At 43.0% G+C, this 13,346-nt stretch carries 13 protein-coding genes; 5 read left to right on the top strand and 8 right to left on the bottom strand.

The window, feature by feature from the left end; all coding sequences use genetic code 11:
* Positions 1-98 precede the first annotated feature (98 nt).
* The 3 genes from CCS02_RS13305 to CCS02_RS13315 all read left to right on the top strand — a co-directional run bounded on the left by CCS02_RS13305 (position 99) and on the right by CCS02_RS13315 (position 2,889).
* Positions 99-809 (top strand): hypothetical protein, encoded by a 711-nt coding sequence (locus tag CCS02_RS13305; protein ID WP_100636826.1) that lies wholly within the window; start codon positions 99-101, stop codon positions 807-809.
* Between the two features lie 152 nt (positions 810-961).
* A complete protein-coding gene (locus CCS02_RS13310) occupies positions 962-1,801 on the top strand; it encodes a hypothetical protein (protein WP_157808000.1) in 840 nt (279 codons plus the stop codon).
* A gap of 2 nt (positions 1,802-1,803) precedes the next feature.
* On the top strand, positions 1,804-2,889 hold the full coding sequence (locus tag CCS02_RS13315; RefSeq protein WP_100636828.1) for a hypothetical protein: 1,086 nt from the start codon (positions 1,804-1,806) through the stop codon (positions 2,887-2,889).
* Positions 2,890-2,892: 3 nt separating this feature from the next.
* Here the strand turns inward: CCS02_RS13315 and CCS02_RS13320 are convergent, their stop codons facing one another.
* From CCS02_RS13320 to CCS02_RS13350, 7 genes are all read right to left on the bottom strand, one after another.
* Positions 2,893-3,486: a hypothetical protein gene (locus CCS02_RS13320; RefSeq protein ID WP_100636829.1), complete on the bottom strand. Its 594-nt coding sequence runs from the start codon at positions 3,484-3,486 to the stop codon at positions 2,893-2,895.
* A gap of 104 nt (positions 3,487-3,590) precedes the next feature.
* On the bottom strand, positions 3,591-3,800 hold the full coding sequence (locus CCS02_RS13325) for a DNA polymerase (RefSeq protein ID WP_100636830.1): 210 nt from the start codon (positions 3,798-3,800) through the stop codon (positions 3,591-3,593).
* Positions 3,797-5,296 (bottom strand): Fic family protein, encoded by a 1,500-nt coding sequence (locus CCS02_RS13330; RefSeq protein WP_100636831.1) that lies wholly within the window; start codon positions 5,294-5,296, stop codon positions 3,797-3,799. Before CCS02_RS13330 ends, CCS02_RS13325 begins: the two co-directional genes overlap by 4 nt.
* A gap of 279 nt (positions 5,297-5,575) precedes the next feature.
* The gene (locus CCS02_RS13335) at positions 5,576-5,785 is read right to left on the bottom strand and encodes a DNA polymerase (protein ID WP_332870747.1); all 210 of its coding nucleotides are present in this window, start codon (positions 5,783-5,785) and stop codon (positions 5,576-5,578) included.
* A gap of 483 nt (positions 5,786-6,268) precedes the next feature.
* Positions 6,269-6,727, bottom strand: a complete 459-nt coding sequence (locus CCS02_RS13340; RefSeq protein ID WP_100186214.1) for a hypothetical protein — start codon at positions 6,725-6,727, stop codon at positions 6,269-6,271.
* Positions 6,728-6,794: 67 nt separating this feature from the next.
* Positions 6,795-9,530, bottom strand: coding sequence for a DNA polymerase I (gene polA / locus CCS02_RS13345; RefSeq protein ID WP_100636872.1), 2,736 nt, complete (start codon positions 9,528-9,530; stop codon positions 6,795-6,797).
* Positions 9,531-9,803: 273 nt separating this feature from the next.
* Positions 9,804-10,214, bottom strand: a complete 411-nt coding sequence (locus CCS02_RS13350; protein ID WP_100636832.1) for a VOC family protein — start codon at positions 10,212-10,214, stop codon at positions 9,804-9,806.
* A gap of 85 nt (positions 10,215-10,299) precedes the next feature.
* Here CCS02_RS13350 and CCS02_RS13355 point away from each other — a divergent pair, with 85 nt between their 5' ends.
* Positions 10,300-10,995 (top strand): helix-turn-helix transcriptional regulator, encoded by a 696-nt coding sequence (locus CCS02_RS13355; protein ID WP_100636833.1) that lies wholly within the window; start codon positions 10,300-10,302, stop codon positions 10,993-10,995.
* Positions 10,996-11,044: 49 nt separating this feature from the next.
* Here the strand turns inward: CCS02_RS13355 and CCS02_RS13360 are convergent, their stop codons facing one another.
* Entirely contained in the window at positions 11,045-12,130 is a 1,086-nt protein-coding gene (locus tag CCS02_RS13360) for a GGDEF domain-containing protein (protein ID WP_232728883.1), read from the bottom strand.
* Positions 12,131-12,375: 245 nt separating this feature from the next.
* On the opposite strand from CCS02_RS13360, the gene CCS02_RS13365 reads away from it, so the two are divergent.
* The gene (locus CCS02_RS13365) at positions 12,376-13,338 is read left to right on the top strand and encodes a homoserine kinase (RefSeq protein WP_100636835.1); all 963 of its coding nucleotides are present in this window, start codon (positions 12,376-12,378) and stop codon (positions 13,336-13,338) included.
* The last annotated feature ends 8 nt before the right edge of the window (positions 13,339-13,346 follow it).

Consider the following 13,346-nt stretch of genomic DNA (forward strand, 5'->3'; position numbering starts at 1 on the left):
TAAAATATCAAGCTCAACATGGTGTGATCGTTTATTATTGTGTATAAACGAGCTAGCAAAGTGCTTTAATAACAAGGAATTAATCTAAGGAGTGAATTATGGTTAGACGCTTAGTTCTAATCACTGCCAGTTTTTTGTTTTTCATATTCCCATATGTCGCAATTTCCGCTCCAATTGCCAGTGTTGTTGGCGAGTTTGAAGAGCACTATAGTAAAGAAGTTCCTGTTTCAGGAAATGTTATTGCAGGCATCATGGTTTCTACTCAGGATGTGAACCTCTCAAATATATTCTCGCCCTCTGTATTAGTAATAGACAGTAATAGTCTGGATCGTTTTTTTTGTTTATCGGTTGTATCCGTAGATGGTATTTACTCTTCTCGAAACACCTACCAACTACCCAATAATATTACGGGTGGTTTTGTTGTTGCCGATTACAGTAAAAGCGAATACTTAGAACTTTTAGAGCAAGCAGGAAAAGACTTCGCTGTAAAAGCGGTTCCTGGAAAGTGTATGTCGGAGTCAGAAAGTACTTACTTTGTGTCAAACGCAAGTACATCGTCAAAGATTGATGAAATTAGTTTTTTGATCGACTCAATTGGAGCTACAGATATTGTATTAGCAGCTCGTGATGAGTCAAAAAAGCGGTTTTATGGTGAGTGTGAACCAATTATAGGAGATCGTAAAACAGGTTTTGACTATCGCTGCAAGTTACCACTAACGGACGCTGTAGAAGGTAGTTTGGACGTTCGTATCCAGCGGATCCGCTATGATCGTCGACTTAAGCCAATTAGCATCAAAGTGATCATTTAATGTATAGGAAAGGTGTAAAGTATCTCGGCTTTTTGAGTTTATTTTTAGTATTCAAGCCCTCATTGTTTTTAAGAATGTTATCTGTCTGTCTAATACTGATTTTGGTATATGCCATTCTAAGTGATCGTAATCGTCTATATCATGCTGACCTGATGACAGAAACTGCGAACTTATTAACGGTCGAATCGAATCAAAATCGCTGGCTTATAACAGGTTTTAATCTTTGTTCTCCTATTATAGAGATAGACTTATTTGATGATGAAACAGAACAAGAAAGTAATAGCAGCTGTAATGCAGGTTTTAAACCAGTAAATAATTTAGATGATGATCCTGTATTCAATATTGCAGCAAATACATCCATTCAACTCAGCTGGAGCCATTTGAAGGGCTTAGTTATTAGTGTATCCAATGTACAGGGTTCAGTGGGAAATATCACAAACTCTCTTGGAGATCGTCTTATACTACCGACCATGCTTGCTCTAAGCAGATCTAACTCGGTTGATCGACAGTACCCACCACTTAACCTTACCTTTGAAGGCACAGGGGAGTTTGGGTCAGATGTAAGGTTAGGATCAACTGCAGTATTAAATCAGGGCGTTATTTCAGCTTATGAACAAACACCCATAACGCATGAAAGATACCTGTTACAAGAGTTTTCTCTGACCACCGGTGACACGATTAGGTTTGAAAAAACGAATGGAGATGCTGCTCTCATGAAAGGCTTTTTCAGAGTAGGTTTAAATTCCGATGGTATTTCAAGTGGAATGCATTTTGTTTCTTATAGCAGTAGCGGTACGCATGCAGATACAGAAGAAAGTGATCGTATAAAGGTTTTTCGGTTTGGCACTGATGGGTACTTCTTCTCACCAACTCTTTGGGCTCGTATCGAGTCTGCTCCCGATATTATATTACTTATTAGCGGTTTAGGGTTGGTTCTTGGTGTTATTGAAATATTTAAAATGCTTAGATTAAAATCTAAGGAAGGTGAGTGAGTATGATGTTGTTTAAATCTATAGTCGTTGGGCTATTTTGTTTTACTGCATCTCTTGCTCTATCTTCTCCAATAAGTGTTTTCGTTGATGCTGGTTCGGAAATCGGTCAAGGATTGCTTGTAAGTCATAATCAGAACTGTCATTTAATTACACCCGCTCATGTAGTGAATGGTACGTCATTTGTATATCTTAGTGGACGAGGATCCAAACCTCCTTTGGGGGATGGGATTGGCGGAATGGTTTTTGGTTATGACTTATCTGTCCTTGATGTTGAAGGTGAGTTATTTTCTCAATGCGGTCAACCTTTTGATTCAGTAAATAGGAAGATTGAAAAATACCTTGTTGTAGATTCACTTGGGGAAGTAAATATTGTTAATCAAGATGGGTCTGTCTATAGAGTTCCTGTGGCCATAGTTGATCAGTCTTTGACATATTTGAAAATTAAACCTACTGATGTTTCCGATCAATTTTTAAAAGGTATGAGTGGCAGTTTACTAACAGTTCAAGGTGAGGCTATTGGTATGTTGATGTCCGTCTCTGATGGCGTTGGCAATGTGCTACGAACGGACCGGCTTTTGGAGACTATAACGCCTTACTTTCGTAATACTAAAGCAAGTTACAGCTCAAAAGCAGGCCCTGACTCGTTTATTCTACAGTTTGAGAATGAGATACAGGACATAAAAGTGGTTCGTTGGAGCTCGCGGGCTATTGATTCTACTCATCGTGCTGCAAATGTTTTGGTTAGAGATTCTAGTGTTGCGCCTTGGATTACGAGTATTAATGCTCTACCTGAAAGCATCACTTTTGAGCTTCCTGAATCATCTAAAATTCAAAATATTTATGTGTCCGACGAAGGGTTAGAAAATAATACTTCCATGGCTACAACGATAGAGGTTTTATTGGATATATCGGGTTCTGGGGCATGGCGTTCATATGGCGTGATGTTGCCAGCAAAAGTGAAAGGAAGGCCTATGTTGGTCTTTGATTTACTTGGTCGTAGTGGTAAGCAAGTAATGCTGCGACTGCACTCAAACAAAGGAAACGGTCGCAGCATTGGGCTTGGGAAGGTGTATATTACGTCTAATTAGCCATTAACGAAGTTGCATGGATATAGGGATTGGCTGAGCTTTGTTACAAGCGAGGTAGCCTTTTACATAACCATCATTTTTGAGTGAAGCATTAACTTTACAATTATCACCACCTGCATAGTATATGCTTATAGTTTGGCCGTTTAGACTACCTTTGCAAGAACCTGTTCTAAAGCACTCAAATCCACCATCCTTATAAAATTCACTAAAGTCTATTGGGTACGCACTACCATAATCAGCCACAATTTTTTTGGTTTGGTCAGAAGCATTTTTAGGTGTCTCCATCAAAAAAACGATGCGTTTAGATTGTTTTATTTGGTATTGGAACCCTAAAGCCTGCATAGCTTGATCTGGATAGTTAATTGCTTCAGAAATAGCGAGCTCTACCATGACTGGATCGCCGCTATTTACAATTTGATCAAATGCAGCAAAGCGAAGGCTTTTATCTGGGCTGTTTAAGAGCGCAATGAATTCTTTATAATTACCTGATGAGCTTCTTATTTTGTTCAATAACTCTGACTTATCTACAGCTGCATGAGCTGATATTGATAAAACTAAAGTTGGTAAAATAGTAGCGGTCAAAAATTTTGATAGCATTTTCAAATTCCCTTTTATGTTGTGTGGGTCTTAATTTGTATAGTTGCTAATTATTATACAAATAAAATTAATGAGTTACGTTGTTTATTTGTAAAAGCGAAGCTCTAATGCGCCTCGCCCCAGTTGTCTCCAACACCCGCTTCAACCAATAAAGGCACGTCGATTTTGCTGCTGTTTTGCATGATGTCGACGATTTTTGCTTGGGCTTTTTCTAGGTCTTTTTCGACGACCTCGAAGATGAGTTCATCGTGTACTTGCATGATCATTTTCACGTCTAGGTCGATTTCTACTAGCCATTCGGTTATTTTGATCATGGCGTATTATCTAAATCTTTTTCTCTAAATAATATTTCTAAGTAGGCTTGTTCCAAAGTGTCAAAGGCATCAGTGGGCACTTCATATTGAAACTGATCTCTACGTTTCTTAGATATCTTGCCGCTTTGCTCTAAACAGAAGACTACCAACTTTGAAAGTGTTCTGTCATTAATATCGTACAGCTTATTGATGTGGCGTTTTAGAGCGTCGTATTGGTTGAGATATGCCACTTCCTGCTTGATATAGTGTTCCATGGCTTCGTCGCATGCTTCCGCCATCAGCTCGGCACAGGCTGTGCCATCCCAATGGCGATAGATAGATTCATGACCTTTGAACTCAAAAACATAGTTTTCTGCGTCGAGGTAGTCAACTTGCCAGAAGGTTCTGATTCCGGAGGAGTAGGCGCTTAATGTTGCAAGATACTCCCGCTCTTTGTTATGTAAAACGGCCGAGACAGGCAGTAATAGGCCATTCGCGAGCTGACCGCTACGACATAAAACATGATGAAAGAGAAAGCGTGATAAGCGTCCATTCCCATCCATAAAAGGATGTAAGAATACAAAGCCAAATGAGATAACCGCTCCAAGCACAATAGGATCTACTTGCCCTGGTAACTGGTTGGTCAGTTGCTCCCACTCTTCCATCAGTTCACGGCATAAATTCGGTGAGGGCGGTACATACGTGACGCCGATAGACCCAGGACCATTGCTTAAGTAGTTCTGCTCATTGCGATAGGACACGGCCCATTCATAGGGGTTGTTGATCGTGGCCTTCTGCAATTCTGCTAAATAGTCTTCATCGATTGCACGGGGAGTGTGTGCTTGTCTCAGTAGGTTGGTATACCGCTGGATTTTATTGGTATCGGGCTGCTCTTTCTCGATAGCGAAGGAATCTTTGGTTTCACTGAGATACACCCAAGATAAAGCTCGGTTGAGCATGGCGTCATCTAACCCATCAGTAAACTCTTTGGCTTTTTGCAAAGTGTTTTTGGCCAATGCCTTTTCAAGTCGCTCAGTTCGCTTCACTATGATGCTGTAGTCTAAGGAGCCGATTACATTGATATGTACGCGCCAGCGTTTATTCGTCTGATTATCTGCGGTGATAAAACGCTTTGGATCTAATAAAGGGATATAGTTACCACGTGTTAGTTCAGTGGTGCGTGGTAATGATTGCTGATGAAAGTGTTCCCAAAGTAGGCAGGCAATACGGATATATTTCCCCATAGGAGCGGATTCATAGCACTCTAGGAGCGCTTCTGCACTAACTTTGAGCAGTGTTTGAGAAAGTATTTGTAAATTAAGGTCTTCGTATTTCAGTGCAAAAAGAATGTGATCGAGTATCTTATCCGAAGGCTTTAATGAGGCAGGCGTTGCTAATGTATTGTCAATTAGCTGTACCTTAGTTACTGGCATAACACGGGCAGATACTTGCAACGGCAGCGCTTTTATATCTGTGCGCTCCAGTAAGTATGCGTAGCCTACGGATGTATTTGTCATATTCAGCACCAAAAAATTTTTACAAAACTAAGATTTTAGTTATATCTGCTTCATTCACTAAGATAATAGTTACATTCTAGGCATTGTTCCTTGGTGTTGGATACGCCTAACTGCAATTTAATCTAAGAAAATGTTTACGGAGCTAAGATTTTTGTTACAAATCGTCATTTCTTTAAGAAAATGTTTACAGGCTGTGTAAGTAAGCGTTTCTATATGGTTTATCTTGAGTATGATTTGTTATCTGGGCTTTTTAAAAATAGGCACTTAATGCGCGTCATCTCAGCTGTCTCCAACTCGCGCTTCTACAAGCAAAGGCACGTCGATTTTGCTGCTGTTCTGCATGATGTTGACGATTTTTTTCTTGGCAGCGTCGATGTCTTTTTCGGCCACTTCAAAGATGAGTTCATCGTGTACTTGCATGATCATTTTCACGTCTAGGTCGGTGTTGGCGAACCAGTCGAGCATTATTGTCATGATGTATTTGATAATAGTTCTGCAATTATATCTAGCCTAATTATTTCGGCGTTGCGAAAAATGAACTACTGACACATAATTAATCTCAACACGGCTCCTTTCAATGAGACTACTTGATGTAGCGGATTTGCTTAGGAGTTTTTTGTACTCAAAGTAAGTCGGTATTCGCTAGGAAGCTGCGGGTAAAAAGCTTTCGATTAGACTATCTTGGTTATTTTACATCCTGCCTGAAGGTTTTTTATCACGACTGTTTGTTGTCGGTTGCAATACGTTGGTGTCAGTACTAAAATTGACCATGTAGAAGGGCTTAACATATGACTCATTACTGGATTGTCCATATGTTCTCACGCTACCAATGATTCGCCAGTGACATCATTGTTGATGGTTAGACTAAACATTGTTTAGTCACCCTGACCCCAAAGAGCTAAAGGGCTGCCACGAACTATCATTTTCCATTTTAAAAAAGAGCATTTGTCATGCTCTTTTTTTATGCCTGTTTTATATCATTGCGATTACTGTCCCTGGGTGGGATTTTCTATCGTAGGCGCTGATAATGTCGTAATAGGTTTTGTCTTTAGATAGTCTTAAAATGACCAGCCCAGTCTTGGACTCAATAACCAGCGCGGCGTTTTCGTCTTTCACTGTGTCAACAATGACGGTTGCTCCGTCAGTGATGATAGATTCTATATAACCCGATACTTGACTTGGGCAGGTAATGCCAATTTCTTGGCTATGTTTTTCATAGATATGTCTAATGCCAAATGCCCCAGACCTTGTTCTTCCAAAGCCTGCAAAGCCGACTTTCAATCTAATCTCAAGTTCTGGCCAGTGAGCGTTGTTTTTAGGAAAGGTGCCAAATGAAAGTAAGTCGTTTGTTGTCGTAACAAAGACGTTTTTACTTCGTTTGTGCGACATCCATTCGACTGAAAGGTCGCTATGTAGAATGGTGGTTTCCATTTAATCCCTTAGTTTAAAGCAGGCTCTTCCTTGAGCCTTGCTCGTATTCATTTGTTATTTTAGAGCCTTAATGCGCCTCGTCCCAATTATCCCCAACCCCAGCTTCAACCAACAACGGCACGTCTATCTGGCTACTGTTTTGCATGATGTCGACGATTTTCTCTTTGGCGGCGTCGAGGTCTTTTTCGGCCACTTCAAAGATGAGTTCATCGTGTACTTGCATGATCATTTTCACGTCTAGGTCGGTTTCCGCTAGCCAGTTATGCATCTTGATCATGGCGCGTTTGATGATGTCGGCGGCGGAGCCTTGCATCGGGGCGTTGATGGCGGTGCGTTCGGCGGCTTGGCGCATCATGGCGTTTTTCGCTTTGATGTCTGGCAAGTACAGGCGGCGGCCGTAGATGGTTTCGACATAGCCTTTTTCTTTCGCGCCTTCGCGGGTGTTTTCCATGTATTGCTGTACGCCTGGGTAACGTTCGAAGTAGCGTTTGATGTATTTGCCGGCTTCTGGGCGGCCAATACCAAGCTGCTTCGCTAGACCAAAGGCAGACATGCCGTAGATCAAACCGAAGTTGATGGCTTTGGCGCGGCGGCGTTGTTCTGTGGTCACTTCTTCTAAGCTCACTTCGAAGACTTCCGCTGCGGTGGCTTTATGCACGTCGGCGTCTTTTGTGAAAGCGTCTAATAAGCCCGGATCTTGGGACAAGTGCGCCATGATGCGTAATTCGACTTGAGAGTAGTCGGCCGCCACTAACTTGTAGCCTTTAGGCGCGATGAAGGCTTGGCGAATACGACGACCTTCGGCAGAACGAATTGGGATGTTCTGCAAGTTCGGATCGGTCGACGACAAACGGCCTGTCGCGGTAATGGCTTGGTGGTAAGAGGTGTGAATCCGTCCGGTTTTCTGGATCATCTCTGGCAGTTTGTCGGTGTAAGTGGATTTTAACTTAGACAGGCTGCGGTGTTCCATGATCAAACGCGGTAGTTCATAGTCTTGTGCCAGTTCTTGCAAGATCGGCTCTGCCGTGGATGGTTGGCCTTTTGGTGTTTTCTTGATAACCGGCAAGCCTTGTTTTTCGAACAAGATGACTTGCAGTTGTTTTGGCGAGCTTAGGTTGAAGCTTTCGCCCGCTTGTTCGTGGGCTTTGATTTCCAGTTCTTGCAGTTTGCCCGCGATTTCGGTGCTTTGCAGGTGCAAGAGTTCTGGGTCGATCAAGGCGCCAGTTTGTTCCATTTTTGCCAAGACGGGAATCAATGGGCATTCGATGTCTTTAAAGATGCTGACCAATTCTGGCGTGGTTTCGATTTTCGGCCAAATTGCTTGATGCAAACGCAAGGTGATGTCGGCGTCTTCTGCCGCATAAAACGCCGCGACCTCTAAATCGATTTGGTTAAAGGTTTTCTGCTTGGCGCCTTTGCCGGCAATGTCTTCAAAGCTCACGTTGGTGTGGCCGAGGAACTTGCTGGCAAGGGTGTCCATGTCGTGACGTGAACTTACGGAGTTGTACACGTAAGACTCCAACATGGTGTCGTAAGCGATGCCGCGCAAGGTGATGTCGTAGTTGTTCAGTACGTTGGCGTCGTATTTTAGGTGTTGACCGACTTTCGCTTGGCTGTCGTCTTCAAGCCAAGGTTTCAGCTGTTCTAACACCCAAGTACGATCTAGCTGTTCTGGCGCGCCTTCGTAATCGTGAGCCACTGGAACGTAAGCCGCTTCGCCCACTTCTACCGAGAAGGACAAGCCAACCAGTTCCGCAGCCATGTAATTGAGGGACGTGGTTTCTGTGTCAAAAGCAACCAGCTCAGCGGCTTGGATTTTTTCTAGCCATTTGTTGAAGCTTGCTTTGTCTAAGACGGTTTCGTAGTTGGCTTCGATGTTGGATTTAACCGGTGTTTCCACTTGGCCGTCATTACCAACGGTATCGCTGGCGGTTTCGACGCTTGGTGCTTTATCAAGGTCGGTTAGCCAGGTTTTGAATTCCAGTTTGGCGAACCATTCACGCAGCTTTTCTTTGTCGGCTTCGCCGTTTTTCAGATCTTGTGGATCGAAGGGCAGTTCTACGTCGCATTTGATGGTCGCTAAGGTATAAGACAGCTCGGCCATCTCTTTGTTGTCTGCCATTTTTTGCTTCATGGTTTTGGAACCACGAAAGCCCAAGTCAGCGATCTCGTCTAAGCGAGTGTAGATGTCTTTGATGCTGCCCAACCCTTGCAGCAAGGCAAGGGCGGTTTTTTCGCCAACGCCAGGTACGCCTGGGATGTTATCGACTTTGTCGCCCATCAGCGCAAGGTAATCGATGATGAGTTCGGGTGGAATGCCGAATTTGTCTTTCACGCCTTGGATGTCCATGATGGTGTTGTTCATGGTGTTCACAAGGGTGACTTTGTCGGTGACCAGCTGCGCCATGTCTTTATCGCCAGTGGAAACGACGACCTCGCGGCCTTGCTCGCCCACTTGTTTGGCGATGGTGCCGATCACGTCGTCTGCTTCTACGCCATCGATGATCACCAGCGGCAAGCCCATGGCTTCCACCATGCGGTGAATCGGTTCGATCTGTGGGCGAAGGTCGTCTGGCATGGGCGGACGGTGCGCTTTGTATTCGCTGTAGATCTCGTCGCGGAAGGTTTTACCCTTGGCATCGAAGATGATCACCATAGGGGAATCTGGGTAGGTTTTGATTAGGCTGCGGATCATGCTGATCACACCGCGCGTGGCGTTGGTTGGGTGACCATCGCTGGTGTGCATCGGTGGAATCGCGTGGAATGCTCGGTAAAGGTAAGACGAGCCGTCTACCAAAACCATAGGTGGAGTGCGTGTTGTTGAATCCGTAGCCAAAATAGAACCTCTTTGTGAATCGGCAAATATGAGGTCTATTCTATGTGTTTGAGCGTGTTTTTACAGCCAAAACGGCGAATTAAGTTTTAAGCAGGATTCTCACTTGTAATAATAGACCTGTATGAGCGAAAGATTTCTTTCATTATTCAATAGTTGGTTTTGATAAGAGACATCCAACAATAAAAACCTGTTTTTGGCCTAACGAAGGTTAGGCCAATATAGAAAGTGGACGTTGAGACACTAGGCTTGTCGATGACATAGATTAAATCGATCTTTTGCCGCGCTGGTTTTAGGTGTGAAAAACGACACTAGGTTGCCTTCTGGGTCTCTAAATTGAAAGGTTCGGTTACCCCAAGGCATATCTTTAGGGGAGTGAACCAGATCGACCTTGTTTTCCAGACGTTCAAATTCTTTATCAACATCATCTACTAAGAATTCAAGAATCGCCGTGCGGTTGGATGAGGGTTCAGCGCAACCTTCTTTAAACAGGGCAACGGTTTCTATACTGCCGAATGCTAAATGAGCCTTTTCTGTTTTTAGTTCAGCAAATACAGGAACGAGCCAGTCGGCTTCCTGTTCGGTTATAAATTCGTAGAAGCCAACCATCTTTTTGATGTCGTTAACAATGAGCCGAGTGGAAAATAGATTCATACTTCACCTTTTTAATGAGAATCAGAGAGTGCAAAATGAGTATGTCACCCTGATGCTGACAGCGTTGTGGCAATAGGAGAAAAAAATGCGACGTGCCGATAGATTGTTTCAACTCATTCAGATATTGAGGCGGGTAAATAGACCTGTGACGGCGGCTAAGTTGGCTGAGGAGTTAGAGGTTTCTAAGCGAACGGTTTATCGAGACATTGCTGATTTGGTGGGGCAAAGGGTGCCAATCGAAGGAGAGGCGGGTTTAGGTTATACATTAAGCGAATTTTACAACATGCCTCCTTTGATGTTCACGCAAGATGAGCTGGAGGCGCTGGTTTTAGGTGTCCAGCTTGTGCAAAGCCTTCCGGATAAAACAATCGGTAATTTCGCCAAAGATGTCTTTGCTAAAATTAGAGACGTTATTCCTCCCAGTTTTATTTCCACGCTGAGCGATGCGGGTGTGCGCATAAAACCCAGAGAGTTGGAGCCAGAAAAACAAGATACACGGTATTTGCGAGAGGCCATTAGAGCAAACAAAAAGATACGCATTACCTATTTCGATCGAGATGAAAATAAATCCGAAAGAGTGGTGTGGCCCATTATTTTAGGGTATGACGAAGTCTATTGTTTATTAATCGCATGGTGTGAACAGCGTCAGCAGTATCGTCATTTTCGAGTTGATAGAATTCGGCAGATAGACAGATTGGATACTAGCGTGCCAATTGCAGGTAATGAGCTGCGACAGCGTTGGGAATTATGGCGTGAGCAGACTTGGCTGAATAAATGTTAAATCGCATGTTTTTAATATTACCTCCCACACTAACGCTGATCTTTTTGGCTTAATCGGCTAGTTGAGGATGAATGCTGTTGAACATAACCGCTTGGTTGCGGCCGTTATTTTTAGCGGCGTACAAGGCCAAATCGGCTTGGTTGACCAAGTCTAAGAAGTCATCGTGATGGTTTATGTTAGATATGCCAATACTTACAGTGACTTTTCCAACAGACTTATAGGGTAAGCTGCTCAGCGCTTGTTGGAACATAGAACCAATGTAAGGCAAGGTGTTGGTTTTTGGGTTAACTAATAGCACAGCGAACTCTTCCCCACCCCAACGGGCGATGGTGTGTTTTTCGAAGTAAATAGTCCGTAGACGAGACGCCACTTCCACCAAAACTCGGTCACCAATCGAGTGACCATGACGGTCATTTATCTGCTTAAAATGATCTACATCGATGAGCAAAACAGCAACCCTATCATCATGATTGAGTTGTCCTAACCAAAGGTCCAAGCCTCTACGATTATAGATATCGGTTAAATAATCTCGCCCTGCTTCTAGCTCGTAGCGACGAAGGTCGCCAGTCACTTTGTTTATGTGTTTGCGGATGCTCTTTTGGAAAGGGAATACAACATAAAGCAGCAAGCTTGCAGGGCCAAAAGTGCCGATTAATTCATAGCCTCGGGGTGTTTGTAATTCGTCAGGATGGTTTAGCAGATAAGTAATAATGGGTAGGGCAATGGATGCCCACATCAGCACAATATAACGTCGATACTGCTTTGGTAGCATGATGATACCCAGCATGATAATCGCCATCATAAGACCTGTAACCGGTGGATATTCATCGACAAATCGCCACTCACTGTTCCAAGCCATAAAGACATAGTAAATAGTCGACGGTGAAAAGGTCAGAATGAAAAAAATGATATAAAAAACAATGATTTTATTTATATCTGTGTGGGGATTGTAGTGATAGTAGATTAGTACAATAAGTAGAACGATAGCGTCGATACTTGGAATTATCGAATCGATGATATGGGTAGTAGGGTAAGTGTTAAAAAAAATAGCAAAAGCAGTGCTTGTTAAAAATGAAGCAATAAGTAGCCGATATACGGCAGATACAGTGATTTTTTTCTCATCGTCATAGATCATCACAAGAGGCTTTCAGTTGAGTTTGTTATTCAATAATAGAAGGCTTGTTATGAATTTGCTGTTGTCCCTTGGTTAATATATGTCTCTGAAATTAACTAGGTTGTAACAAATAAATGAATTGCTCGATAAAATGTGTACATAAAAAGGCCTATTTACGCTACTTAGAATTGACCTTTCGGGGTTAATTGTAGAGCATAGGCAATAATTTTTTATTCCATCTCTTTTAGACAACAATAGGTAGAAACTTGGCTGTTTACACTTCCCTTTCGGACTCTGACATGCGTGCCTTAGTGGCTGACTATTATTTAGGTGAACTGGTTTCGTTCCAAGGCATTTCCGGAGGGGTAGAAAACACAAACTACTTTTTGACAACGACCACAGGGAAGTACGTGGTAACTTTGTTTGAAGAGTTTCAACTTGACGAAGTACCGTACTTTTTAGACGTTGTCGCGCATTTGAAACACAAAGGTTTTAATGTTCCTGCTGCTTTGATCGACATTCATGGTGAGCGACTACGCGAAGTAAATGGCCGACCAACCATTATTGTCGATTGTTTTCCCGGTGGTGAGCTAAAAGGCACAGATGAAACTTCTTGCCGATTAATGGGCGAAGCCTTGGCGAAGTTGCATATTGCGGGCGAAGATTTCCCTGTGCATCGTGACAGCCATCGCGGTGTAGCTTGGTGGCATAAAACCAGCAAAGCCATTGCTGATGAGTTAGAACCAGCACAAGCACAATTATTGTTGTCACAAATTGCTGAATTTGATGACTTTATTGCCGAATATCCAGACTTACCTAAAACCACCATTCACGGGGATTTGTTCTTCAACAACACCTTGTTTGAAGGTAATAAACTGTCTGCCATTATCGATTTCTATAACGCTTGCCATTCTTGGGTTATGTACGATTTAGCCATTGTGGTGAACGATTGGTGTTCGGATATGAAGACTGGCGAGCTGGATAAAGCCAAATATAAGGCGTTAATAAAAGCCTATTTGCATGAACGTGAAGCTAGTTCAGAGGAAGTTCTTGCTTGGCCTTATATGTTGAAAATTGCGGCGCTACGTTTTTGGTTGTCTCGTTTGGAAGCATGGCACGGTGCAAAACACGACCCTGAACGCTTAGCGCAACAGCATGATCCGCTTGAATTTCAGCGTATCTTAGAAGCGCGAGTACGTCACACACCGAATTTAGTTGAGTTCCAATAAAAGGTACT

The sequence above is a fragment of the Marinomonas sp. ef1 genome (assembly GCF_002806845.1).
In the GTDB taxonomy this organism is placed as follows: Bacteria; Pseudomonadota; Gammaproteobacteria; order Pseudomonadales; family Marinomonadaceae; genus Marinomonas; species Marinomonas polaris.